This window comes from Marinobacter sp. C7 (assembly GCF_022343555.1).
Lineage (GTDB): Bacteria > Pseudomonadota > Gammaproteobacteria > Pseudomonadales > Oleiphilaceae > Marinobacter.
This window is the reverse complement of the sequence record NZ_JAKQZH010000001.1, coordinates 824,776-848,164: the sequence shown is the minus strand read 5'-3', so window position 1 is coordinate 848,164 and position 23,389 is coordinate 824,776. Positions and strand designations below refer to the sequence as shown.

23 protein-coding genes are annotated in these 23,389 nt (G+C 60.0%); 11 read left to right on the top strand and 12 right to left on the bottom strand.

Features of this window, described 5'->3' with window-relative positions; translation table 11 throughout:
- Positions 1 to 6 precede the first annotated feature (6 nt).
- Positions 7 to 627: a LysE family translocator gene (locus MD273_RS03970; protein ID WP_239036472.1), complete on the top strand. Its 621-nt coding sequence runs from the start codon at positions 7 to 9 to the stop codon at positions 625 to 627.
- A 5-nt stretch (positions 628 to 632) separates the two neighbouring features.
- Here the strand turns inward: MD273_RS03970 and MD273_RS03965 are convergent, their stop codons facing one another.
- The 4 genes from MD273_RS03965 to MD273_RS03950 form a co-directional block, all read right to left on the bottom strand.
- Positions 633 to 1,304: an NAD(P)H-binding protein gene (locus MD273_RS03965; RefSeq protein ID WP_239036471.1), complete on the bottom strand. Its 672-nt coding sequence runs from the start codon at positions 1,302 to 1,304 to the stop codon at positions 633 to 635.
- Between the two features lie 137 nt (positions 1,305 to 1,441).
- Positions 1,442 to 2,968: a tripartite tricarboxylate transporter permease gene (locus MD273_RS03960; RefSeq protein ID WP_239036470.1), complete on the bottom strand. Its 1,527-nt coding sequence runs from the start codon at positions 2,966 to 2,968 to the stop codon at positions 1,442 to 1,444.
- The gene (locus tag MD273_RS03955) at positions 2,968 to 3,414 is read right to left on the bottom strand and encodes a tripartite tricarboxylate transporter TctB family protein (protein ID WP_239036469.1); all 447 of its coding nucleotides are present in this window, start codon (positions 3,412 to 3,414) and stop codon (positions 2,968 to 2,970) included. The genes MD273_RS03960 and MD273_RS03955 overlap by 1 nt, the downstream gene beginning before the upstream one ends.
- Positions 3,411 to 4,388 (bottom strand): Bug family tripartite tricarboxylate transporter substrate binding protein, encoded by a 978-nt coding sequence (locus tag MD273_RS03950; protein ID WP_239036468.1) that lies wholly within the window; start codon positions 4,386 to 4,388, stop codon positions 3,411 to 3,413. The genes MD273_RS03955 and MD273_RS03950 overlap by 4 nt, the downstream gene beginning before the upstream one ends.
- A gap of 240 nt (positions 4,389 to 4,628) precedes the next feature.
- Between MD273_RS03950 and MD273_RS03945 the strand changes: the two genes are divergently transcribed.
- The 4 genes from MD273_RS03945 (at position 4,629) to MD273_RS03930 (ending at position 8,354) form a co-directional block, all read left to right on the top strand.
- Complete coding sequence (locus MD273_RS03945; RefSeq protein WP_239036467.1) at positions 4,629 to 6,245, top strand: ATP-binding protein; 1,617 nt, start codon at positions 4,629 to 4,631, stop codon at positions 6,243 to 6,245.
- On the top strand, positions 6,242 to 6,928 hold the full coding sequence (locus MD273_RS03940; RefSeq protein ID WP_239036466.1) for a response regulator: 687 nt from the start codon (positions 6,242 to 6,244) through the stop codon (positions 6,926 to 6,928). Before MD273_RS03945 ends, MD273_RS03940 begins: the two co-directional genes overlap by 4 nt.
- 31 nt (positions 6,929 to 6,959) lie before the next feature.
- Positions 6,960 to 7,751, top strand: coding sequence for a M48 family metallopeptidase (locus MD273_RS03935; protein WP_239036465.1), 792 nt, complete (start codon positions 6,960 to 6,962; stop codon positions 7,749 to 7,751).
- Between the two features lie 90 nt (positions 7,752 to 7,841).
- Positions 7,842 to 8,354: a DUF2244 domain-containing protein gene (locus MD273_RS03930; RefSeq protein ID WP_239036464.1), complete on the top strand. Its 513-nt coding sequence runs from the start codon at positions 7,842 to 7,844 to the stop codon at positions 8,352 to 8,354.
- Here the strand turns inward: MD273_RS03930 and MD273_RS03925 are convergent, their stop codons facing one another.
- Positions 8,355 to 9,257: an alpha/beta hydrolase gene (locus MD273_RS03925; protein ID WP_239036463.1), complete on the bottom strand. Its 903-nt coding sequence runs from the start codon at positions 9,255 to 9,257 to the stop codon at positions 8,355 to 8,357.
- A 120-nt stretch (positions 9,258 to 9,377) separates the two neighbouring features.
- On the opposite strand from MD273_RS03925, the gene MD273_RS03920 reads away from it, so the two are divergent.
- Positions 9,378 to 10,391, top strand: a complete 1,014-nt coding sequence (locus MD273_RS03920) for a GlxA family transcriptional regulator (protein ID WP_239036462.1) — start codon at positions 9,378 to 9,380, stop codon at positions 10,389 to 10,391.
- Positions 10,392 to 10,484: 93 nt separating this feature from the next.
- Positions 10,485 to 11,519, top strand: coding sequence for a sterol desaturase family protein (locus tag MD273_RS03915; RefSeq protein ID WP_502846043.1), 1,035 nt, complete (start codon positions 10,485 to 10,487; stop codon positions 11,517 to 11,519).
- On the opposite strand, the gene MD273_RS03910 is transcribed toward MD273_RS03915, so the two are convergent.
- Together MD273_RS03910 and MD273_RS03905 are read right to left on the bottom strand one after the other, a co-directional pair.
- Positions 11,510 to 12,223 (bottom strand): substrate-binding periplasmic protein, encoded by a 714-nt coding sequence (locus MD273_RS03910; RefSeq protein WP_239037606.1) that lies wholly within the window; start codon positions 12,221 to 12,223, stop codon positions 11,510 to 11,512. The genes MD273_RS03915 and MD273_RS03910 overlap by 10 nt on opposite strands.
- A gap of 210 nt (positions 12,224 to 12,433) precedes the next feature.
- Positions 12,434 to 13,288, bottom strand: coding sequence for a diacylglycerol/lipid kinase family protein (locus MD273_RS03905; protein WP_239036460.1), 855 nt, complete (start codon positions 13,286 to 13,288; stop codon positions 12,434 to 12,436).
- Positions 13,289 to 13,458: 170 nt separating this feature from the next.
- Between MD273_RS03905 and MD273_RS03900 the strand changes: the two genes are divergently transcribed.
- The gene (locus MD273_RS03900) at positions 13,459 to 14,361 is read left to right on the top strand and encodes a haloalkane dehalogenase (RefSeq protein WP_239036459.1); all 903 of its coding nucleotides are present in this window, start codon (positions 13,459 to 13,461) and stop codon (positions 14,359 to 14,361) included.
- A 12-nt stretch (positions 14,362 to 14,373) separates the two neighbouring features.
- Here MD273_RS03900 and MD273_RS03895 read toward each other — a convergent pair whose 3' ends face one another.
- The 4 genes from MD273_RS03895 to MD273_RS03880 all read right to left on the bottom strand — a co-directional run bounded on the left by MD273_RS03895 (position 14,374) and on the right by MD273_RS03880 (position 18,692).
- Positions 14,374 to 15,264 (bottom strand): DMT family transporter, encoded by an 891-nt coding sequence (locus MD273_RS03895; RefSeq protein WP_239036458.1) that lies wholly within the window; start codon positions 15,262 to 15,264, stop codon positions 14,374 to 14,376.
- A 111-nt stretch (positions 15,265 to 15,375) separates the two neighbouring features.
- Positions 15,376 to 17,562: a hypothetical protein gene (locus MD273_RS03890; RefSeq protein WP_239036457.1), complete on the bottom strand. Its 2,187-nt coding sequence runs from the start codon at positions 17,560 to 17,562 to the stop codon at positions 15,376 to 15,378.
- Positions 17,559 to 18,317: a TVP38/TMEM64 family protein gene (locus MD273_RS03885; protein WP_239036456.1), complete on the bottom strand. Its 759-nt coding sequence runs from the start codon at positions 18,315 to 18,317 to the stop codon at positions 17,559 to 17,561. The genes MD273_RS03890 and MD273_RS03885 overlap by 4 nt, the downstream gene beginning before the upstream one ends.
- Positions 18,318 to 18,452: 135 nt before the next feature.
- Positions 18,453 to 18,692 carry a TIGR02647 family protein gene (locus tag MD273_RS03880; protein ID WP_239036455.1) on the bottom strand — a complete coding sequence of 80 codons (240 nt, stop codon included), beginning with the start codon at positions 18,690 to 18,692 and terminating at the stop codon, positions 18,453 to 18,455.
- An 80-nt stretch (positions 18,693 to 18,772) separates the two neighbouring features.
- On the opposite strand from MD273_RS03880, the gene MD273_RS03875 reads away from it, so the two are divergent.
- Complete coding sequence (locus MD273_RS03875; protein ID WP_239036454.1) at positions 18,773 to 20,128, top strand: dicarboxylate/amino acid:cation symporter; 1,356 nt, start codon at positions 18,773 to 18,775, stop codon at positions 20,126 to 20,128.
- A gap of 57 nt (positions 20,129 to 20,185) precedes the next feature.
- Here the strand turns inward: MD273_RS03875 and MD273_RS03870 are convergent, their stop codons facing one another.
- Positions 20,186 to 21,745, bottom strand: a complete 1,560-nt coding sequence (locus tag MD273_RS03870) for a BCCT family transporter (protein ID WP_239036453.1) — start codon at positions 21,743 to 21,745, stop codon at positions 20,186 to 20,188.
- A gap of 250 nt (positions 21,746 to 21,995) precedes the next feature.
- Between MD273_RS03870 and MD273_RS03865 the strand changes: the two genes are divergently transcribed.
- Both MD273_RS03865 and MD273_RS03860 read left to right on the top strand, forming a co-directional pair.
- A complete protein-coding gene (locus MD273_RS03865; protein ID WP_239037605.1) occupies positions 21,996 to 22,667 on the top strand; it encodes a lytic transglycosylase domain-containing protein in 672 nt (223 codons plus the stop codon).
- Positions 22,668 to 22,851: 184 nt separating this feature from the next.
- The gene (locus MD273_RS03860) at positions 22,852 to 23,382 is read left to right on the top strand and encodes a hypothetical protein (protein ID WP_239036452.1); all 531 of its coding nucleotides are present in this window, start codon (positions 22,852 to 22,854) and stop codon (positions 23,380 to 23,382) included.
- Positions 23,383 to 23,389: the final 7 nt, after the last annotated feature.

Below are 23,389 nucleotides of genomic sequence, written 5' to 3'. Positions count from 1 at the left end.
TCCGCCATGACCCTTGCCACCTGGCTTACTGTTGTCACCATCTGCATCCTCGGTGCCATGTCTCCCGGCCCTTCGCTGGCACTGGTGCTCAAGCAGACCCTGACCGGTGGGCGGCGCAACGGGGTGATCACGGCTCTGTCCCACGGAGTTGGCGTCGGGATCTACGCGTTCCTGAGCATTCTGGGACTCGCCGCCATCATTACCGCCTCTCCCACCGCCTTCGCGATCCTGCAGTGGGGCGGTGCCGGCTACCTCGCCTGGCTGGGCGTGAAGGGGCTGATGGCAAAGCGACCGGAGGACGAAGAGCTGCCGGATGCCCCGACCACCAGGAGCGCAGCCCGGGATGGCTTCCTGATCGCCTTCTTCAACCCGAAAATCGCTGTTTTCTTCCTGGCCCTTTTCAGTCAGGTCGTCGGTACCGACACCAGCTTGCTGGCCAAGTTCGGCTATGCCGCCACGGCACTCATCATTGATACGACCTGGTATCTGATCGTGGCCTGGCTGTTCTCCAATCCACGATGGCTGGATGCGCTCAGACGACGGGCGGTGTGGTTCGAACGGATTTTCGGAGCGGTGCTGGTGGGTCTCGCCGGCCGCCTCGTGGTGGGGATCCTCAACGGGAAATAAGCTGGTTAGCCTGCCAAAGCTACAATATCCGGGTATTCCCGAACCTGCACCACCCACTCCGCCGGTTCCTCCGAAGACAAACCGCACACCTCGTTGGCCATGGCTTCAGCCACAGTCTCGGCCTTGATCGCCCGGTACTTGTCGAGGGGCCCGATCAATACGCGGTTAACCAAAGGCATGGCCATCTGGCCCAGCTCCTCAGCCCCCCGGTGCTCCTGCCGGTCCCCCAGCAGGAGGCTGGGGTGGTAGATCGAGAGGTAGGGAAAACCCAACTCACGGACAGCATCCTCCAGTTCGCCCTTCACGCGATTGTAGAAAATCGTGGATGACGATGAGGCGCCAATGGCGGACATCAGAATCAGTGATTTTGCCCCCTGCTCCCGGGCCAGTTTCGACGCGGCGAGCGCATAACCGTAATCCACTTTCCGGAACTTTTCCTGGGATCCGGCTTTCCTGATGGTGGTTCCGAGACAACAGATCAGGGCATCCACGGCAAAGATATCGGCATGGGCGGGAAGATCGTCGAAGTCAATCACATGCTGCTCCAGCTTCGGATGTTCCGGTGCCAGCTCCCTGCGCACCGGCACGACGACCTGATCGACCGTTTCCCGGGCCAGCAGCTGCTGTACCACCAGATGGCCGGTCAAGCCGGTCGCCCCCAGCACCATGATTTTCATGCCGTCCGTCTCCCTCACCCTGTTATCTGGAATGTAACAAACAGAGTCTATCAGCCAGCCGGACATAAAAAAGCACCGGGCAGTGCCCGGTGCAAAGACTGACAACAGATCGTCAGGTGGGAGCAATGTCGAGTCGGTCAGTCGCTGACCGGGGATTCTTTCATCGCCGCATTCATTCGGCGGCGCAGTAATGGGCCAATCAGGTAAGGCAGTACCAGACCAAGGCCGGCAACAATCCAGAGCCCCATGGCCAGCGGGCTGGCCCAGAGAATGCTCCAGTCTCCGTCTGACAACACCATGGCATGGCCCAGGTTCTTCTCCATCTCCGGCCCAAGCAGCAGGCCGAGGATGATCGGCACCAGCGGAATTTCCAGCTTGCGCAGGAAATAACCGGCCACCCCGAAGGCCACCATGAAGTAAAGGTCGAAGGTGCTGTGGCTGATGGAGTAGATGCCCACAAACGCGACCATGGTCACGATCGGCAACAGGTACATCGGCGGCACGGACAACAGCTTCACGAAGAAGCCCACCAGGGGGATGTTGAGTACCAGCAGCAGCACGTTACCGATCAACAGAGCAGCAATGACGCCCCAGACAATGTCTGCGTTCTGGGTAAACATCAGCGGGCCCGGTGTGATGTTCAGAGAGATCAACATCGCCAGCAGCACGGCTGTGGTGCCACTTCCGGGAACACCCAGGGTCAGCATCGGCACCAGGGCACCGGAGGAGGCGCCGTTGTTGCCGGCCTCCGGCGCCACCACACCGCGGATATCGCCCTCACCGAACTTGCCCCTCCTGCCAACCACCTGTTTTTCCAGGGTATAGCTGATGAAGCTGCCCAGAGAGGCACCCGCCCCCGGCAGTACGCCGGAAATGAAGCCCAGAACACCGCCCCGCAGTTGCGTCGGGATGGTGGTCACCAGCTCCTTCAGGCTCAGGCTGAGCTTGCCGACGGTCATTTTCTCCCGGCCGCCGCCCATCCGATGCTCAACGAAGAACAGCAACTCGGAGATGGCAAACAGGCCGACAATCGCCAGGATGAAATCAATTCCCTCGTACAGTTCCAGAACGCCGAAGGTGTAGCGTTGGGTGCCTGTGGAAATGTCGATGCCAACCGTGGAGATCATGATGCCCAGCGTTGCCGCAACCACGGTTTTCATCGGGTTCTTGCCAGTGATGCCCCCGAGAGTAGCGAAAGCCAGCAGGAACAGGGCGAAATACTCAGCCGGTCCGAAGGTGAGCGCGAATTTCGCTAGCACCGGTGCCAGCATGATCAGGCCGATGGTACCGATCAGACCACCCGCAAACGAGGCGATCGCAGACACAGCCAGTGCGTCAGCGGCTCGACCCTTTTGCGCCATGGGGTAGCCGTCGAGGCAGGTCATCATCGCCGGCTCGTCACCCGGAATGTTGAGCAGGATCGAGGAGATCCGCCCGCCATACATGGCGCCGGCATAAACCGCCGTCAGCAGGATCATCGCCGTTTCCGGCGGCAGTCCCAGGGTGAAGGCCAGCGGTATCAGGATAGCGACACCATTAGCTGGCCCCAGACCGGGCAGACAGCCGATCAGGGTTCCGACAAAGGCCCCGAAAAGCGCGAACATCAGGTTGTAGGGGGTCAGCGCGACCGCGAACCCCTCCATGAGAAAGCCGAGGGTTTCCATCAGTTCACCTCCAGCACGCCAAGGGGCAGGCTCAGGGACAGGCCGTAGTTAAACAGCACGAACACCACCACCGCGCTGATCAGACCGGTCAGGAACGCCCGCTTCGGCGCCGCGCCCATGCGCCAGCTCAGGGTACCCACCGCCAGGGTGGTGGCGATGATGAAGCCCAGCGGCTCGAGCAGCAGGGCATAGATGACCAGGACCATCACCGAGATCACCAGCTCCAGGGCCGACTTGCCGACCGGCCACTGGGCATCCGGATCCGGCTTGATCATGAGATACAGGCTACCGGCCACCAGCACCACCGACAGAATGGTCGGGAAGGTTTCCGGGCCCACGCTTTCCGCGCCACCGAATGGCTCGGGCCACTGTTGGGCGGCCCAGCCATAAGCAACGGCGAGGACCAGAAGGCCCAGGCCGAGTATGCGATCACCGAAGCCGGTCATTTCAGCAGCCCGATTTCGCGAGACAGGTTCTCGATGTCCTGCACCTGGGTGCGGACAAACTCATCAAACTGGTCCGCTGGGGGGTGAAACGGAATCAGGCCGTTGCTCTTCATGACCTGCTTCCATTCCTCGCTCGCATACAGAGTGTCCACAGCCTCGGTCCAGTACTGTTTGGCCGCTTCGTCAGCCCCCTTGGGCATATAGAAACCGCGCCAGTTCGGACCCACGGCATCAATGCCCTGTTCTTTCGCCGTCGGAATATCACTGAACTTGCCCGGCAGGCGCTCCTCCGCCAACACAGCAATAACCCGCAGGTCTCCGGATTCCATGAAACCGGTGGCTTCCGAGATATCGCCGGTGAAGGCATCCACCTGGCCACCGACCACCTGGGTCATGGCTTCGCCACCGTTGTTGTACGAAAGATAGGGAATGGACGGCAGCTTGTCGGCACCCGCCGCTTTGGCCGCGATCAGTACCTTCAGGTGGTCCCAGCCACCACGGGCACTGCCACCGGCAAACTTGACGGATTTAGGGTTCGCTTTCACCGCGTCCATCAGATCATTAAGGCTCTGGTACCCGGAGTCTTTGCCCACGGCAATGATTCCGTAATCGGCCCCCAGGGCACCGACCCAGGTCACCATATCGGCGTTCATGCCCGGGAACTGTTTCTGGGCCAGGCGGGTAGTCGTTGCCGTGGACGCGGCGACCAGAAGCTTATTGTCCTCAGCCCGCTTGCTCACGGTGTGGGCGTAGGCCACACCGCCACCGGCACCGGCCATGTTCACGGTCTGGACCGTACCCTCGACCAGGCCAAGATCCTTCATTACGTTTCCGACGCTACGGCAGGTGAAATCCCAACCGCCACCGGGATCAGCCGGGGCAAGACATTCCACTTTTCCGGAGGGCTGCCAGGCCATGGCAGACATGGAGACGGCCGCAGCCGCCACAAAGGACAGGGTTCGTTTGATAAACATTGTTGTCACCTCAATCAGCTTGTTTTTGTCATCACTCCCGAGGCGGAACCGGTCCCTGGCTGTTGGCAGACCAGAGGAGTGAATGCACGCAGATTAATAGGTGAAACCCGAGACACAGAAGCTTGTGCACGTAATGCCTTTAAAGAGCGTTAAGGGCATTTTGTGCATAAAGATCACGGGCATGAGGCGCGGCGATGCAGTACCCTGAACAGCAAACGACAAAAAGCTTTGATCCGATCCGTGTTGAGAAAAACCAAACTCAAAACCCGCATGATCCTCACCCTGGGGGTACTCGGCGCGCTGCAGACCATCCTGATTGGCGGCTTTGCCGGCTACTACCTCAGCGAATCCCTGTACGAGGAGATCGGCCAGCGCGCACTGATGGTCGCCAAGACCGTTGCGGCCTCACCGGCGGTGATCGAAGGCGTCCGGTCCCGGGATGTTCCCGGCCTCAATCGTCTGGCCCGACGACTGGCGAAAACCAATGAAGCGCTTTTCATCGTGATCGGCGACCATGACGCCATCCGTCTGGCCCACCCGGACCCGGACCGTCTCGGTTATTCCATGGGGGATGACGACGGTGATTACGGCCGCAGAGCACTGGTGGACGGCAACGCTTATGTCGCGCGGGCCATGGGCAGCCTCGGTGAGTCCATGCGCGGCAAGGCACCGGTCATCGTGCCGGAGACGGAGAACATCATCGGTATCGTTTCTGTTGGCTACAGTCTGGAGCAGGTGGAGGCCACCATTCGACGGTACAACTTCGTACTCTACGGTGTGGTGGGGCTGATGCTGCTGGTCACGGTAATCTCGGCCATTGTCATCGCCGGTCGCTTCAAGCGTGCGATTTTCGGGCTGGAGCCGGAGGAGATCGCCCGTCTGTTCCGGGAACGGGACGCCACACTGCAATCCGTCCGCGAGGGCATTATTGCGGTGAACCGTGCCGGGATCATCACCACCGTAAACCGGGCCGCCTACGAAACCCTCGACCTGCCCTCGGATGAGCCGCTCGCGGGCAAGCCCATCCTCGAGATTCTGCCGGAAAGCAGCCTGATGTCCGTGCTGGACACGGGCCAACCGGACTTTGATCGGGAAATCTGGCTGCGGGGACGGCAGATGGTGGTTAACCGTCTGCCGGTGCGCCAGGGCGATGAAATCATCGGCGTGGTGGCCAGTTTCCGCCTGCGCAACGAACTCGATCAGGTCAGCCGCCAGCTCACGCGCATCCAGCAGTACGCCGACACCCTGCGCAGCCAGACCCACGAGTACTCCAACAAATTGCACACCATTGCAGGGCTGATCCAGATCGGCGCAAACGATGAGGCGCTCAACCTTATCGGCAGCGAGGTCAGCGACCACCAGGCCCTGCTGCACCTGTTACTGGAGGCCGTCCCGGACCCCGTCATCGCTGGCTGCCTGCTGGGCAAATACAATCGGGCCAGGGAGATGGGCCTGCGACTGGACATCGATCCGGACAGCCAGATGGCCGACATTCCGGATACCCTGCCGCGGGACCAGTTGGTGAGTGTGCTGGGCAACCTGATCGACAACGCGCTGGAGGCCACCCGACAACAGGCCGCCCCTGATGGCCGGGTCCGGCTGTCCATGACGGATCTCGGTGAAGAGCTGATCTTTGAGGTTGATGACCAGGGACCGGGGGTGCCCGAGGAGGCCCAACGCCGGATTTTCGAGCGTGGCGTGAGCACCAAAGGGGAGGAACACGGCATCGGTCTGCACCTGGTGCAGCAGTTTCTCAACCGCTGGGGAGGCTCGGTCACCGTCGAGAACCTGCCAGAAGGAGGCAGCCGGTTTACACTCTACCTGCCCAAACGACCGGAAGGGAAAAGCAGCTCATGACACCGATTCGGCTCCTGATTGTTGAGGATGACCACAAGATCGCTGAAATTCAGCGGCGTTTCGTCGAGCGTCTGGATAATGTGGAACTCTGCGGCATCGCCCATTCCCTCGCAGATGCCCGAGACCTGGTTGACGTCATGGAACCGGAACTGATCCTGCTGGACGTTTACTTCCCGGACGGCAATGGCCTTGATTTGCTGCGGGAACTGCGGGCCCGGGACAGTTGCTCGGACGTTATTCTTATCACTGCTGCCAAGGAAGTGGAAACGCTCCGCAGCGCCCTGCGTGGCGGTGTCTTCGACTACATACTCAAGCCACTGGTGTTCGAACGGTTACAGGAGGCGATCAACCGCTTTCGTGAGCATCTGGAAAAACTTTCCACCCTGAACCAGCTGGCCCAGAAGGAAGTGGATGCCCTGCTGCCCCGTGGCAGTCAGGAAACCGACCATCCCTCGCAGGAACGTCTGCCCAAGGGCATTGACGGACTCACCCTCGACAAAATACGCGATGTGATTGCCCACGGCGGGCACTGGAGCGCTGAGGAAATGGGCACAGAGATCGGCGCATCGCGCACAACGGCCCGGCGCTACCTGGAGCATCTGGTCGGCACAGGCGAGCTGAGCGCCGAGGTGAGCTATGGTAGTGTGGGACGACCGGAGCGGCGTTACTGCCTGAAAACCTAGCCGCCTTTTTGCCGCTATCAGGACAAACACCTTGAGACCACTGATCCTCGGACTGCTCGCGATTTCCGTTCTTACCGGTTGCCAGGAATCCCCGACCGGCCGCAACCAGCTCGCCCTCGTACCTGATGCGGTCATGGCCGACATCGGCCAAGAGAGTTTTGCCCAGATGAAGGAACAGAATCCGGTGCTGCAAGACCCGCAGGTCAACGGTGTGGTGCAGTGTATTGCCGGTGAACTGGTGCAGGCGGCCAAGGCCCAATATCCCTCGGCCCCAATGCCGCCAAACTGGGAAGTGGTCGTGTTCCGGAATGACACGCCAAACGCCTTTGCCCTCCCCGGTGGCAAGATCGGCGTTCATACCGGCCTGCTCCGGATCGCGGAAACCCCGGCGCAACTGGCCACGGTCATCGGCCACGAGGTAGCACACGTCCTTGCCGACCATGGCAATGAACGCCTGACCCAGGAACTGGGCCTCAAGGCGGGCCTGTTGCTCGTGGGCCTGTTCACCGAAAGTGAAATCGCGGAAGACCAGCTCCAGAATGCACTGGGCATTGGTGCCCGGTTGGGTATTACCCTGCCCTTCAGCCGTGCCCATGAATCCGAGGCGGATATTATGGGGCTCGCCATCATGGCGCGCGCCGGATTCAATCCGGAGCAGAGCGTGGCACTCTGGCGCAATATGGCCCGGGCCTCGGGCGAACAACCGCTGGAATTTCTCTCAACCCACCCCAACCACGACACCCGCATTGCCGACCTGAGCGCCCGCATGGAACCGGCAAATCGACTTTTCCGGGCGGCGGAGCCCGCAGATTGCAACCTGTGAGGACGATTTCTCCAACCTGACCATTCTTGACTATGATCAATAAGTGAACAGCCAGCGTAATTTCCACAGTGAAATGACGAGGCATCAGGCATGGTTGAACAACTGGATCACCCCGGCGGCGCCCGGCTATTACTGACACCTAACCGTTCATTGAGCTGGAAAGGCAACGTCCGGATCTGGATGGGGCTTGCCGTTATCTCCCTGATCATTGGCATCGGCTGGGCTCTGGCAGGCGCCTGGATCATCCTCCCCTTTGCCGGCCTGGAACTGATTGCTGTCGCTGCCGGCATTTACATCACGTCCCGGGACTGTCAACGCAAGGAAGTCCTCACCATGGCCGACGACACCATTCTGCTGGAAAAGGGCCGTAAACAGAAAAGCGTCCAGTGGACCCTGCCGCGCCCCTATACCCGCCTGCAGATGAATGCTCCGGTCCACCCCTTCGCACCGGCCAAGCTCTTCCTGAGCCATCGTGACGACCACGTGTCTCTCGGCGGCTTTCTGAACGTGGAAGATACAGAGAGACTGATCAAGACCCTCGAAGCCCTTGGCTTCACGGTAGAAAGAAAACAGCCCGATCCGGAGATCGGGCTGTGGTTCTGATCATTCAACCCCGGATAACCGATCATAGACCCTCTCGACTACTTGTGGATGCCAGAGCAACCTATAATGCCCAAGCCCCTGGGTGCGGAATATCTGCGCATTCGGCCACTTGCCAAAGACCGTTTCGCTCTCGCCCACCGGGATCTGCTGATCGTCCCGATCCACGAAAATGAGCGCACGGCCTGACAGTTCCGGAGCCAGCGTATCGAACGAGAATTGCTGCCAGACAGATGCACCAAACCTTTGCTCCATCCTCGCACGCTGCCCGGCGATCAGCTCCGGCGAGAGGCCGAGCGTCCGGCCGAAACCTTCGACCACCGATTCAAGGTTCCTGGGGGGCGCCAGCAGAAAAACGTGCTCGGCCTGAACGCCGTCGACCATAGCCCGCGCCAGGGCAAGGCCGCCTATGGAGTGGGCAACAACAGCCTTGAGGGGGCCGAAGCTGTGGGCAACACGATAGACCGCCTCGGACATTTCGAACAGGTCAGTACGCAGCCCCTGCGCGCGCCCATGGGCCGGCGCATCGAAGGCGACAACGCGATAGCCGGCCTTTACGAGCAGACCGACAAAGGCACCGAACTGGATTCCGGCTCCGGACCAGCCGTGGACCATCAGGACCGTCGGCCCGAACCCCCAGCTGTACACCGGAATGGTCTGGCGGCCAACCCGCAGCTGGGTGTAACCCTCTGCTTGATCATATAAAGACTCGTAACGACCCGGTGCGGGCAAACGGCGGGGAGTAAAGAACAGATGCTCCACTGCGTTACCGGCGAGGGTTGGTAAAGCCCGGTGCAACAGGTTCATACCCTTGCCCAACAGGGCAGCTTTACCGTTGGCCGGTGTCACTACACGGTCGGTAACACGGATCGCGGTACGGGTGTTGATGCGAGATTGAACGGTCATGGCAAGTCCTCCTTACCCGGAGGACAGGATGCCCTCCTTCATCACAAGCCCAGAGTAAGACTTGCCTTGGCAGGATCGGAGTGTCATATTTGACACGTTAAATGCGAAAAGGGCCATATCATGATCAAAGTTGCTGTCGTCGCCCTGCCCTACTGTCATGGAAGTGGCATTCTCGGGATTATGGATTTTTTCGCGGCCGCGAATTTCTGTGATCAGTCTCCGGGCTTCCCCTCGGACCAGAAATTCGATTGCCAGATTGTGACGGTCGACGGAGCTCCGGTCATTACCTACAGTGGAGTCAGCATCACCCCGACTACCACCTGTGACAGTTATCAGCCGGACCTGGTGATTGTCGGGTCGGCAATGGAGGCGGTCCTGGGTGACCGCCACATCGAACGGTCCCTGGCCAGGTCCACGCCCATACATGAGTGGCTTTGGAATGCGTTCAGGCGCGGCGCAACCATCGCCAGCGTCTGTACAGGCAGCTTTGTTCTGGCCGAGGCAGGCCTTCTGGCAGAGCAGGTAGCGACCACACACTGGCGTGCCGCTTCGGCATTCCGCCGCCGGTTTCCGGACATCCGACTGGACGCAGAGCAGTTACTGATCGACAACGGCCAGATCATCTGCGCCGGAGGCGCCACGTCGTTCATCGATCTCTGCCTCTACCTTGTGGAAAAGCTGGGCTCCCCCTCACTCGCGTTGGCTTGCAGCAAACTGCTTATCATCGATGCCCGGCGATCCGAACAGACGCCCTATATGAGCTTTTACGGCAGCAAGGCCCACCAGGACGAGGCAATTGAACGGATCCAGCTCTGGCTGGAAACGCATTACGCCGACCCCGTAAGCATTGACGAACTGGCAAGCAAAGCCAGGCTGGGAACCCGCACCTTCAAGCGGCGCTTCAAGGAGGCCACTGGGGAAACCCCTTTGCATTACATACAGCATCTGCGCGTGGAAGCCGCGAAACACCAGCTCGAATCGACCCAACGACAAACCTCCCGGATCATCTGGGATGTGGGGTATGAGGACGCGAGTTCCTTCAGACGACTGTTCAAGCGCACGGTAGGCTGCACGATGGAGCAGTACCGCCGACGATTCAGTTACGTGACGCCGCGCCTGTCGACAATCCAATAACAATCAATCGCTACTGACAACCAGTCGCATTGAACAAGAGGCCCACTCCGCCTATAATCCGGCTCGTTGTTTGCGAGGGCCCCTGCCTTGGATATTCTCCCGAAGATTCCGGACTACCTGAACCAGTTCATTGTCGAGCCTGTAACCGACCAGTTCCTTGGGATTTTTGATCTGAACGGCCGGTTTGGCGTGCTGTTCCTGGGGATATCCTGCCTCGTTGCCTACCTTCTGTTCCGCGTCCGCCGTCATCGCGGCCTCACAGATGCCAGCTCCTTCTGGCAGTTCCTGGGTGGCTCCCGGGTCAACTTCCATCGCTCTGCGTTACTGGATTACCGGTATTACTTTGTCCGGGCCATTCTCAAGGTGGCGCTGGTACTGCCGTTCGTCGGTCTGGTGGACCCGTACATATTGCGCTCCGGCGACTTCATCGCCTTCTTCACCAATCTGTGGGGAGCCCGCCCCCAGACCGGGGAAACTCTCGCCCTCACACTGCTCTATGGTCTCGGCGTGTTTCTCGTCAACGACTTCAAGCACTACTGGGTGCACCGGGCGTTCCACTCGAAGTGGCTATGGGAGTTCCACAAGGTGCATCATTCGGCGCCGGTCCTGGTGCCAGTGACGGCAAGCCGGATCCACTTTGTCGAGAAGATTGCGGAGAGGCTGGCAACAGCGGTGTTTCTGAGCGCCTACGCCGGCATTTTCTGGTATGCCTGTGGCGGGGAAATCAGCCGGTACACCCTGTTCGGCGTGACCTACCTGGTGTTCATCTTCAATGCGCTGGCTGCAAATCTCCGGCATAGCCACGTCTGGCTGTCCTTTGGTCCGAAGCTTGAGCACGTATTTAATAGCCCGGCCCAGCACCAGATCCATCACAGCGACGCACCCAGGCACTTCAACAAGAATTTTGGCACCAACCTGTCGGTCTGGGACTGGATGTTCGGCACCCTGTATGTCACCACGTCCCGACCGGAACCCATTCGTTTCGGAACCGGCAGGCAAGATGCCGAACGCTACCTCACACTGTACAGCCTCATCGTGCTGCCCTTTGTCGAAACAGGCAGAAAGCTACGCAAGCAGCGATGGTCCCGGGAAACAAAACCGGAACCATCGGGCTCGACTCACTCGTAGCTGGCGACGATTGATTCCAGTTCCCCGGAACTCCGGGCCGAATCCAGAGCGTTCTGGAGGTCTTTGACGACCTCCGGGGCGGTCTCATTGCTGACAGCCAGATACATCGGGGTTTCCCGGAAAACCAGTACCGGTTTGAGTCCCTCGATGTCGTGTTCTTCTTTCGCCACCAGCGGCCCAACCAGACCATCGGTTACCCACAGATCCGCCTGGCCCAGCACAAGGCGCTGGGCATTCACATCACCAGACGAACTCATGACCACATTGAAGCCTTTGCTTACCAGGTAATCCGACATCACATCGCCTTTATAACCGGCGATACGCAAATCTCTGGCGTCTTCCAGGCTGGACAGGGTGATATCCGAGTCCGGCGCGGCAAACAGTGTCCACTTGATGGATGCCAGTGGCCCAACCCACTGGAACTGGTCCTCCCGCTCATCGGTACGGGCGGTGCAGAACAAACCGTGATTCTCACGCCCCTGGACCCAGTCGTAGGCGTAGCTCCATACGCGCATCTTCATGACATAGTCGTAGTCCACGCGCGCCAGCATGGCCTTGACCATATCGGTGCAAATGCCGGTAATCTCGTCTTCGCTGTGAGCGAACCCCTGACCGGATTTGGACGCATTGTAGGGAGGATAGTTTTCCGTGAAGATATAAAGGCGCTCGGCGGCCAGGGCCGAAGATGCAGTTCCAGCCAACATCAGCGTTAACAGCGCAGACCGTGCGGCCCGGAACACAGAGCCCATGGTGGATGCAGTCATAAGGTGCATTCTATGATCCTTCTCGGCGATTCTCGTTGGATAGTGCGACAGGCGGTGTAATGGACGTTTCTGCCAGTCAATCTGGTCATTTATGCCACTCCGGGCCGTATGATCGCGCTTTCCGGTCGGAAAGTCAGTGACAAATCGTATCTACGGAGCAATCACCTGCAGGGCCTGATACTGGCAGGATACATCCAGTGGCGTCTTGCCGGCGATGTCCCCATCCGCTGTTACTGTCTTCGGCCTGCGAGTGCGCACAGAACAGTGGGTGCCTTTGAGATGTACCAGCGTACTGGTGCGGGCAGGAGCCTCTCGATTCAGGCGGAGCATCACGAAAGTCAGCAACAACTGGGCCACCGGCCTCGGCTTCACTGCGATCACTTCAACATACCCGTCATCGGGCGCGGCCTCCGGAATCTCGTGACCTCCCCCGAAGTAGGCGCCGTTGGCCACGGCGATGGACAACCAACGTCCGCGCACAGAACCTTTGCCACAACGGATCTCGGCCCGAAAACCACGCTTGGCGTTCAGTCGTCTCAGCAGTTCCACCGCATAGGAGAAACGGCCAAAGAGTTTTTTCCGGGCCCTTCCGGATTCCCGGGCGGGGAGCGTGCCCAGCCCGACATGGGCCACGTTCAGAAAGATCCGGCCATCGGTACAGGCGACATCCACGTGCCGGCTGACGCCGCGTCTGACGAGCCGGCACAGCTCGCCGGGATCCTCAGGGAGACCGATATTCCGGGCAAAATCGTTGGCGGTTCCCGAGGGCAGAACGGCGAGGATGGCCCGCCTGGCCATGCAGATGCGGGCGCCATAATTCGCTGAACCGTCGCCACCGGCCACCATAACCACGTCTCCCGGGCAGACTTCGGACGGCCAACGGTCATCAGCGATGTCCCGGCACTCCGGCGCCTCCACACCTGCTTCGGCAAGGTGTTTGAGCCAGAAGGCGCGGTCTCTCTGACCGTCACCCGCGTCGATATTTGCCAGCAGCCAATGGGTCATAACGCCTGCGCTTTCCTGTCTCCCGAACCACTACCCTAAACCAACCGGGGCGGATACGCAGGATTCCGACATTAAAGGTTTGCAAAAAAGGGATTCACGACAGGGTGTTGCATTTATCGCAGCCCGGTGAAATGGTTGCAGTACAAGAACAACATTGCCCGGGAACAAACATGGAATTCGTGAGAACACCCGAAGAACGTTTCGATAATCTGCCAGACTACCCCTTCGAGCCGCACTACCTGTCGTTGGGGGAATTAAGAATGCACTACGTGGACGAGGGTCCTGCGGGTGCAGCCCCTGTCCTCATGATGCACGGGGAACCGTCCTGGTCCTACCTTTACCGGCACATGATTCCGCACTGCGCAGGTGCGGGTCATCGCGTGATAGCGCCCGATCTGATCGGATTCGGCAAGTCGGACAAGCCGGTCAAGGTATCGGACTACAGCTACCAACAACATATGGACTGGATGCAGGCGTTCATTGATCAGCTGGATCTGAGGAATGTCACGCTGGTATGCCAGGACTGGGGGTCGCTCATCGGGCTCCGTCTTGCGGCAGAAAATCCGGACCGGTTTCGTGCCATTGTCGTCGGCAATGGCATGCTGCCGACCGGCGACCAGAAGGTTCCGCCGGTATTCCGTGCCTGGCGGACATTCGCCCTCTACAGCCCGTGGTTTCCGGTCTCGAAAATCGTTAACACAGGCTGTTTCCGAAAGCTCGGGCCGGGGGAATGCCGGGCGTACGATGCGCCCTTCCCCGACAAAAAGTTCAAAGCCGGCGCAAGGGCGTTTCCGGGCCTCGTGCCGATGACGCCGGACGACCCGGCCAGTGAGGCCAACCGGAGAGCCTGGACCGTCCTGGAACAGTGGGAGAAACCGTTCCTGACCACCTTCAGCAACGGGGATCCGATTACCCGTGGCGGTGATCACTACATGCAGAATCGAATACCCGGTGCCAAGGGTCTCCCCCACACCACCTTGAAGGGCGGCCACTTCCTGCAGGAGGATTCGCCCGGTCCGTTTGCATCGGCGATCAATCAACTGCTGGAGAGCCTTGCGGCCAACGGCGACTGACCCGGACGTTATTCAGGCCTTTGCCGGAGCCCTGACCGTTACCAACGCGACCCCGGTGATTGCGACAAGGCCACCGGCGATCGCCAACGGTCCGAGGCGCTCACCGAACAGCAGGTAGGCCTCCAGTGCGGTTACCGGCGGTACCAGATAAAACAGGCTGGCCACCTGCGAAGCGGCACCCCGCCGGATCAGCCACATGAGGATCAGGATCGCGCTGACCGAAAGCCCGAATACCAGCCAGCCAAGGGCCAACTGGAACTGGAGCGTCCATTGCACTTCCCGGGTTTCCAGGGTGAACGCGCCAACAGCAAACAGGGTGCCTGCCGCCGCGTACTGGATCATGGTGCCCGATACCAGATCCACGCTGGTGCCATAGCGTTTCTGGTAAACCGTGCCCATGGAAATACCCAGCAACGCCAACAGCGCCCAGATGAGCGTTCGGGGCGGGATGCCTACGTCTGTGGCGGAGGCTCCCAGTTTCTCCATCAGCACCAGCGCCACACCCAGCAAGCCAAGGGCGAGACCAATCCACTGGCGCACGGTGACCGATTCCTTGAGGAAGATGACAGCGGCCAGGGCCGTCACCAACGGCTGGAGCCCGACTATGAGCGATACCACCCCGGCAGACATGCCCTGATCGATGGCGTAGAACACGCCGCCCAGATAGAACCCGTGCACCAGGATCCCCGTGACCGCCAGATGCCCGGCCCCTCGCCAGCCCGGCCACCGGGCTTTTAGCAGCACGGCCAGGATTCCCAGTGGAATCAGCGTCAGCAGCATCCGGATCAGAAGCATGGTGAACGGTTCGGCGTAGGGCAGACCGAATTTGCCACCGATGAACCCTGTGCTCCACAGCCAGACAAACAGCGCTGGAACGAAGAATGTGTAGAAAATGGGGGGCATGGTCGGGTTCCGGTCTCCAGTATCTGTGTAAGGCACTACTCTAGAAGTTAGCAGACAAACAAAACAGATACAGGTGCCGGACTGACCATGCGGTACAGATGGTTCGTCTGGTCATTTGGGAAGGCGAACCTCTACTTCCGGGGCCTCGCCATGCCAGTCGGCGTCCCAGCTCACTCCCGGCTTACCACCAGGCCGTGGTTCGATGGTCACGGTGATAGAGCCAAAGCGCGTTGGAGCCGGACCGAAGCGGATGGTTTTCTCCTGATCCAGCCAACGCCCCGGAATTCCGGCGGCCAGAATCAGGCGCTCGCCCTCCTCTCGGACAAAACAATTTCGAATCATCAACACCCACTCGGCGGCGGCCCAGATATGATGGCCATCTCCCATGCAACCACCACCAGTGGCGGGATGAATGGCCTCCGGCCACTGGCCCGTCGGGGATGCCATCCCCGCCACGGCGTCCATGAGTTCCACATGGCGCGGATCACCGGCCCTTAACAACACCTGGGCCACATGCAACGTGAGATAGGCGTTCAGCCCTGAATGAATCATGTCCTGGTAGAACGCGCCATTAACGAAGCAACTGTCCATCAGGAACCTGGCGCAGTCCAGCAGGCGCTCATCATCCGGCTTCATCAGCTGGGTCGGGTAGCCTGCGGCCAGGGACCCGATTGCACCGGCGTCCAGCCGACGATACGGTGACGCCGGCATGCCGGGCCGCCGTAAGCGCTGCTCACAACTGGCCAGACTGCGTTCGACAGCCTGGTTGAACTCCCTGGCACCGGCGGCAAAACTCTCACTGGCTTCCCGGTCCTGATCCCGCAGCAGGTTGGCGGCGGCTTTGAGGCCGGCAATGCCCCAGAAGTCATCCCAGTAGTAATAGTCGTTCGGCCCCAGATGCTCGGCGCTGAATCCGGCCGGCAACAGTCCCGCGTGAGGAGCATTCAGGTTGCCATTGAGGCGCTTCCTGAGGATCCAGCGTGCCCCCTTCATGACGGGTGCTTCCCAGCGCTCCGGAAGGTCACGCCCGGTCATCTGGCAAAAGCGGTCGAGGATCCAGAGCACTTCGCCATTGGCATCCCATTCCCCCTCCTGGGAGCGAAAATAGCCGTCCCGCATCTGCCGGTCCGGAAACTGGTTCAGCGCCCGCTCCGCGCGGTCGGTCAGCCCCACACTCAGCAAGGCGTGAATGATGAAGGCTGCATCCCGGAACCAGAAACGCTTATAGGTGTAGGGCCCCGGATACACATCCTTGGGGGAGTGCAGAATCAACGAGCTGACTGCTGCGTCATAAAGGAACTGATAGGTTTCGTCCGGACAGACCAGCTGAGCGGTATCCTCCCGGGTGCGGTGCCAGGCGTCCGGCCCTGCCGGCATCAGGCCGGTCACCTCCAGAGGGATACTGACCGTCAGTTCTGCTGGTTCGCCGGCCTTTACAGGAAACAGGGCTGCCGCGGTAACCATCCCGACGTCGCAATGACCTTCAGTCTCCTGTTGCCGGTCCATCAGGTGAATGTGTACATCGCCCTGTTTGTAATCGGAGACGTGGTGCGAGACCGGCGCCCGGTCAAACTTCACGGGCTGGCTGCCGTCCACCAGCCAGCCCGTGCCCTCTTCTTCAAGCTGTACCTTCTGGATAAAGCTGATGCCTTCCGGGTTGGCTGGTCGCAGGGATAACACCAGCGAGCCTCCCATGTCCGATTCAGCCTGCAGAGTGAGCTTGCACACCGGCCGACCATGCTCGATCGCAACCCGGCTGCGACTGGTCAGCGTCAGGCCGTCCTGGACCGTTTCAGTGACGACCACCGGGGTATCTCCCAGTTCCTGCCATTGGCGGGCCTGTTTCGCCCGGGACGGCAGCAGGCAACGCCCATCCTCGGCCAGCAACCAACCATCGAGGGACCAGCCATCATACAACGGCGTTAACAATCCCCTGGGGTCAACGACCGGCAACTCCTCAACATCCGGCTGGCCGATAGCCGTCCAGTTCCGGTTGGTGAGATTGATGTGGGTAATGGAAAACGCCCTGGGGACAAAGGCTGAATCGGTGGGATCAAACTGGCGCTCCACCCAGTAAGGCCAGACCCAGTCCAGGTTATGCTGGATGACCCGGCTGTTGATCAGACCCCGGGCATGGAAAACCACGCCCGCTCTGAGCAGTTCGATGGGCTCCCCCACTTCCGAAGGCTGGGCAAACCCGTGCAGTTTTCCCAGCAACGCGATCGGATCCAGGAAACCATGCCTGCGGGCCACGCGCTTGATGATGTAGCGCCAGGGCAACCAGTTCATCCAGCTCATTGAGAGTCCTCCTGTCCCATGGGTTCGGTTTCCATCCGGTATCGGGCCAGTGCCCGCCTGGCCAGACGATTCAGGAACACCACTGCCAGAATCGTGCCGACAAAGCCGGCCCCGTAGATGGTCCACTCCAGCGGGCTGCGGGCACTTTCCCGCACCCCCAGGGTGGACAGGTCAGCCGCCAGCGAGCCCAGGTAGACATTGTGCAGGGAGAAAGGAATCACCCCGAGGAAGGTTCCCGCGACAAACCCGGGGAAGGAAAAGCTGGTCAGGCCGAACAGGTAGTTGGATACCTTGCCCGGGAAGAACGGAATCAGCCTGGTCAGCAATACGATCTTCCAGCCGTGTGGTGCCATCTCATCGGTGACGACGGAAAGCTTCGCACGATTGCGGATGTAGATATGGGCGGTCTCACCAAACACATGCCGGGCGATCAGAAACGCCGCCGCTGCACCGATGGTGGTGCCAACCACCACGTAGAGGGTGCCCTCGACCACGCCGAACACAAAGCCCGCGCCGGTGGTCAGCAACACACCGGGCAACAGCAGTACCATGGCCGCTATCATCAGCACAACGAACAACACGGCAGCCCAGGCGCCCTGCGCATCAAACCACTGCAACAGTTCGACGATCTGCTGGTGTACACCTAATGCATACAAGATCCCTACGATCAGGCCAACGCCGGCAATACTGCCCGCCATCCACAACAATGGCGATCGGGACCAGCTGGCTCGTTGTTTCGGTTCGGAGACGGACACCAAACACTCAACTCCTTGCCAATACTGAAATTTCAGGCGAAAGCACCATCCGACCAGCTTTTACCCTAACCCGACACCATCACTGGCCTCAAAGGCGGTCGACCTCGGATAGTACGTACTGTCGCTCCGGCGGGCTCACCTGCTTGTCAGTATGGACTGCAACTTCTGGGTCATCTCGACCGCCTCGGTGCCCAGGGGTGTCAGATACCCGCCATCCTTCTGGCTGATCAGCCCCTTGGAAAACAGGCTTTCGGCTGCGCGGACCGTTTCAGGCGCGGCAGAATGGGCATGCACCTTGATCCCTTCCTGCATGGAAGTCGAAGGGAACTGCAGTAACAGATTGAGCTCTGCAAGGTGGTTCGGCGAGAATGGCATGGTATTTCCTCTTTTTACGACTGATCTGTTTTCAGTCTAGGCTCAGGTCAGCACTTGGCAAGGACACGGACGAAGCCAACATGACAAATAACAACGAAGAGTTCTCCAACGATTACCTGCGGCCCGTCCGACACCTGAGTGTCTACCTGTCCGGACTCGTGAAGGGACGGTTGTGGCTCAAGGTCCTGGTGGGCATGGGAATCGGCCTGGTGGTAGGCACCCTGCTGGGCCCATCGGTAGGGCTCGTGGAGCCGGAGACCGGGCGGCTGATTGGTAACTGGCTGGCTTTTCCGGGTCAGCTGTTTCTCGCGACCATTCAGATGATAGTCATCCCGCTGGTCATAGCCTCGGTGGTCCGGGGGCTGGCTTCCAGCGAGGATCTCTCACAGCTGCGTAAGCTCGGCATGAGGGTGTCCGTATTCTTCGTCATAACCACTGCCATCGCCGCGTCTATCGGCCTCTGGGTCGGCGGGCTGATCAACCCCGGGAAAATGCTGACCGGGCTCGCCGCTCCGGCAGCTCAGCCCGATGATGAGGCAGTGAACGCGGTGATGCCCAGTGTCGAGGATATTCCCCAGACCCTGCTGGGCCTGCTGCCCGGCAACCCACTGGACGCCATGGTCGAGGGACAGATGCTCCAGGTGGTCATCTTCTCCATCATTGTCGGGATCGCTCTCGTCAGCATGGAACCGGAAAAGTCTCGCCCAATGCTGGACCTGCTCGACTCCCTGCAACAGATCTGCATGACCGTAGTGAAGTGGGCCATGCGCCTGGCCCCCTTTGCCGTCTTCGGTCTGATGGCCCAGCTGACCACCACAATCGGGTTCCGGGCCATGTTGGGCATGGGCTCCTACGTGTTCACGGTCCTGCTGGGATTGCTGCTGCTCCTGGCGTTGTATCTGCTCATCCTGAAAGTTCTGGTGGGGCAGCACCCACTGCGCTTCCTCAAGGACACCCGCGACGTATTGCTGCTGGCGTTCTCCACCTCCAGCTCGGCAGCGGTCATGCCGCTGTCGATCCGGACCGCGGAGGACAAGCTGGGCGTCCGACCGTCGATTTCCGAGTTTGTCATCCCCCTGGGCGCAACGATCAATATGAATGGCACCGCCCTCTACCAGGCCGTTGCCACAGTTTTCCTGGCCCAGGTTTACGGCGTGGACCTCGGGATGGGCAGCATGGCCCTTGTGGTTGCCATGGCCGTTGGTGCATCCATCGGCTCCCCGGCCACACCGGGGGTCGGCATCGTCATCCTTGCCATGGTGCTCCAGACCGTGGGAATACCGCCCAGTGGTATCGCGCTGATTATGGGCGTGGACCGGATTCTGGACATGTGTCGCACCGCCATCAACGTCACCGGGGATCTGGTGACCTGCCGGCTGATGGAGAACTGGTCGGGCACAAGATTGCCCGCGGAGCCGATACCTGAAGAGACCTGACCGCCTTGGACCACCCACCGGCGGGAAAGCACTGTTTCCCCGCCGGTAGACGTCCGGTCAGATCAGTGACTGGGCACGGGCCATTGCCCTGGCGGCTTTCGGGCCGGTCCAGAGCGAAGGCAGGATAATCAATGACACGGGAATGGCTGTCAGCACGATGAATTGCTGCAACACACCGATCTGGCCTGCCCCCATGTAAAGCAGGATGGCTGCCATCAACGCCATGGCGCCTCCCCAGAAAGCCCGTACCAGGTAGTGGGGCTCATCGTGACCGGCTCCGACAGCCGCAATGGCATAACTCATGGAGTCTCCGGTTGTCGCCACAAAAATGGTCGTCAACAGCAGGATGGCCGCAGCCATCAGAGTCCCGCCGGGCAGTGCCTGCGCCACGGTCAGGGTAGCCACATCGAAGGAAAAGCCATTGAGAGCCTCCGCCAGATCGAACGTCCCCGTCAGCTGATGATAGATCCCTGAGCCGCCGAGCAACGTGAACCAGATCGATGTCGCAATCGGTGCAAGCACGGCCACGGCCAGTATGGTTTGCCGAATACTCCGGCCACGGGAAATCCGGGCCACAAAGATAGACATCAGCGGGGTGTAGCCAATAAACCAGGCGAAGAAGAAAACGGTCCACCACTTCATCCACCAGGCCGGCGCCGTCTCGGAGGTCACCGTCGCCATGGCAAAAAACGAAGAGAGGTACTCACCCGCGGAGGAGAGGTAGGTATTGGTGAGGAACAGCGTCGGCCCGAACACAAAGATAACCGCAGCGATACCGAGTGCAAGCAGGACATTGAAACGGCTCAGTAACTGAATCCCCCGGTGCAGGCCACTGACAGCTGAAGTCATGTAGACGCCGGCGAGAAGAGTCAGAATGAATAATTGAGTGGCAAAGGTATCCGGGATGCCGAACAGCTCATGCAGGCCAAAACTCATCTGCGTCGCGAGGAAACCGATCGGCCCCACGGTACCGGCAACGACCGCGATGACGCACAGGGCATCCACCAGGCCACCGAACCAACCGGCCATCATCCGCTCACCCAGCACCGGATAAAGCAGCGTGCGCGGCTGCAAAGGTTTACCCTGGACATAGTGGGCATGGGCCAGCACCAGAGCGGTCAGAGAGCCGAGAACAGCCCAGGCCAGAAACCCCCAGTGCATGAAGGACTGGGCCATGGCCGGCGCCACGGCCTCGGCGGTTCCGGCTTCAGCCGTGGATACCGGCGGAGACACCACAAAGTGGTACACCGGCTCACCCGCCGCGAAAAACACGCCACCCCCGGCGAGCAGGGTGCACAGAATCATCGACAGCCAGCGAAAGGTACTGATCTCGGGCCGGTCCAGGCCGCCAAGCCGTGCCGCTCCCGCACGACCCAGGGCAACCCCGAGTGCAATAAAGAAGGTCAGCAGCAAAAGCAGCTGAAAGTAGGAACCAAGGTATTTCGCAGTCCAGCTGAAGCCGGAACCAATCGCCGAGGCCAGCCCGTCGGCATTGGTCATCGACCAGCCGACGAAAAGCAGGATAAAGCCCACGGTCAGTGTCAGGACTACGGGATCGCCAAGGCGCTGGAGGCCGGTGGCATTTTGAAGGGGAAGAGTTGTACTGCTTGAAGACATGAATCTATAGGTGCCAGTTTTTAAATTGGCCGGGCACCCTACTCAGACTCTGATAAGGTTGCTATCGGTATTTTTACCCAGCCATTCACGGAAAGTGACGCTTCTGCCACAAATTGTCCGGTTTCATAGCCGTTTCAAACCCGTATAATTCTGACTCTGGACGTTGATGGACGCGCCTTCTGAAACCCGACCGGAGCCACACGGAAACCGAATGAGATCTGGCCAGATACGATACGCCCTTCCCTTGGCCATGCTGGTGCTTGCGGCCCAGTTGGTGCCGACATCAGTACACGCGGAAAGCATCAAACGTATCGTGCATCCGGATGGCACCGTTGAGTTCACCAACACCGGGGCCCCCGACTCCCCGATTGCCTCAACCGGCAACGAAACCGTTTATCGCTACACCGATGAGAACGGAGTTGTATCCTACAGCAGCATCCAGCCGGCCAATGCCACGTTCGATGTCATCCGGTTTCACTGCTACGCCTGCGATCCCGACTCGAAGGTCGACTGGCGTAAAACCCCGTTATTTCTCAAACCCTATCGCCGGGAAATCCAGACGGCTGCCCGGGAGTTTGACGTAGACCCCGCACTGGTCCGGGCTGTCATTCACGCCGAATCCGCGTTCAACCCGAAAGCCCTGTCGCCCAAGGGAGCACAGGGACTGATGCAACTGATGCCGGGAACGGCGCAGGAGCTGGGTGTGGGAGATGCCATGGCGGCTGCGGAAAACATTCGGGGGGGCGTAAATTACCTCGCCAGAATGCTGTCCCGGTTCAACGGCGACATCCGTCTGGCCACCGCCGCCTACAACGCCGGCCCGGGGGCGGTCACCCGCTACAAGGGGGTGCCACCCTACGCGGAAACCAAGGCCTACGTTGAGCGGGTTGGCATTCTGCATGAACGGTACGCAGCGCGATAGCTCAATAACGCATCGTTAATCGCAAACCGGTCCAGGGCCGCCCACCTCACAAAACCCGCAGGCTTATAGCCAGACGCGATCTTATCAGCTGGTTAAGAAAGGATTCATCCTACGAGGCAGCCAGATTCGGCGCATACTTGCCATTGACGCAGCTCTCAAGCTGCGACTCTCAGAGGGCAAGACAATGAAAACTTCTATCGGCCTGTTGGCCACGGCCATCTCCGTCCTCACTCTCGGCAATGTAGCGGCCGAAGAAAGTGACCAGTTACTCATGGATGCCCTGAGCGCAGCTCCGGTGTCACTCAGGGACAAAGTCACAGTCATGGACTGGGACAACAACATGCTGCAGGAAGGCAGCAATCAGTATGTCTGCTTTCCTACTCCACCTACCCTCCAGGGCACGGCCCCCATGTGTCTGGACGGTCCCTGGCAGAAGTGGGCCGAGGCATGGGTCAACAAAAACAACCATACCAATGAGGCTATGGGCATTGCCTACATGCTGGCCGGCGACGGCGGGGCCAGCAACATCGATCCCTATGCCGAGGGCGAAACGGCGGATAATCAGTGGGTGCAGGAAGGCCCTCACCTGATGGTGATTGTTCCGGACCAGTCAATACTGGATTCACTGCCAACGGATCCCTACAACGGCGGCCCCTATGTCATGTGGAAGGGTACTGACTTCGCCCACATTATGGTGCCGGTCACGATGGAATAACCCTGGG

What these genes read in the sequence shown, in the direction of transcription:
- MD273_RS03970 (WP_239036472.1), top strand. Translation starts at nt 7, where the DNA reads ATGACCCTTGCCACCTGGCTTACTGTTGTCACCATCTGCATCCTCGGT.
- MD273_RS03965 (WP_239036471.1), bottom strand. Translation starts at nt 1,304, where the DNA reads ATGAAAATCATGGTGCTGGGGGCGACCGGCTTGACCGGCCATCTGGTG.
- MD273_RS03960 (WP_239036470.1), bottom strand. Translation starts at nt 2,968, where the DNA reads ATGGAAACCCTCGGCTTTCTCATGGAGGGGTTCGCGGTCGCGCTGACC.
- MD273_RS03955 (WP_239036469.1), bottom strand. Translation starts at nt 3,414, where the DNA reads ATGACCGGCTTCGGTGATCGCATACTCGGCCTGGGCCTTCTGGTCCTC.
- MD273_RS03950 (WP_239036468.1), bottom strand. Translation starts at nt 4,388, where the DNA reads ATGTTTATCAAACGAACCCTGTCCTTTGTGGCGGCTGCGGCCGTCTCC.
- MD273_RS03940 (WP_239036466.1), top strand. Translation starts at nt 6,242, where the DNA reads ATGACACCGATTCGGCTCCTGATTGTTGAGGATGACCACAAGATCGCT.
- MD273_RS03930 (WP_239036464.1), top strand. Translation starts at nt 7,842, where the DNA reads ATGGTTGAACAACTGGATCACCCCGGCGGCGCCCGGCTATTACTGACA.
- MD273_RS03925 (WP_239036463.1), bottom strand. Translation starts at nt 9,257, where the DNA reads ATGACCGTTCAATCTCGCATCAACACCCGTACCGCGATCCGTGTTACC.
- MD273_RS03920 (WP_239036462.1), top strand. Translation starts at nt 9,378, where the DNA reads ATGATCAAAGTTGCTGTCGTCGCCCTGCCCTACTGTCATGGAAGTGGC.
- MD273_RS03910 (WP_239037606.1), bottom strand. Translation starts at nt 12,223, where the DNA reads ATGTTGGCTGGAACTGCATCTTCGGCCCTGGCCGCCGAGCGCCTTTAT.
- MD273_RS03905 (WP_239036460.1), bottom strand. Translation starts at nt 13,288, where the DNA reads ATGACCCATTGGCTGCTGGCAAATATCGACGCGGGTGACGGTCAGAGA.
- MD273_RS03900 (WP_239036459.1), top strand. Translation starts at nt 13,459, where the DNA reads ATGGAATTCGTGAGAACACCCGAAGAACGTTTCGATAATCTGCCAGAC.
- MD273_RS03895 (WP_239036458.1), bottom strand. Translation starts at nt 15,264, where the DNA reads ATGCCCCCCATTTTCTACACATTCTTCGTTCCAGCGCTGTTTGTCTGG.
- MD273_RS03890 (WP_239036457.1), bottom strand. Translation starts at nt 17,562, where the DNA reads ATGAGCTGGATGAACTGGTTGCCCTGGCGCTACATCATCAAGCGCGTG.
- MD273_RS03880 (WP_239036455.1), bottom strand. Translation starts at nt 18,692, where the DNA reads ATGCCATTCTCGCCGAACCACCTTGCAGAGCTCAATCTGTTACTGCAG.
- MD273_RS03875 (WP_239036454.1), top strand. Translation starts at nt 18,773, where the DNA reads ATGACAAATAACAACGAAGAGTTCTCCAACGATTACCTGCGGCCCGTC.
- MD273_RS03870 (WP_239036453.1), bottom strand. Translation starts at nt 21,745, where the DNA reads ATGTCTTCAAGCAGTACAACTCTTCCCCTTCAAAATGCCACCGGCCTC.
- MD273_RS03865 (WP_239037605.1), top strand. Translation starts at nt 21,996, where the DNA reads ATGCTGGTGCTTGCGGCCCAGTTGGTGCCGACATCAGTACACGCGGAA.
- MD273_RS03860 (WP_239036452.1), top strand. Translation starts at nt 22,852, where the DNA reads ATGAAAACTTCTATCGGCCTGTTGGCCACGGCCATCTCCGTCCTCACT.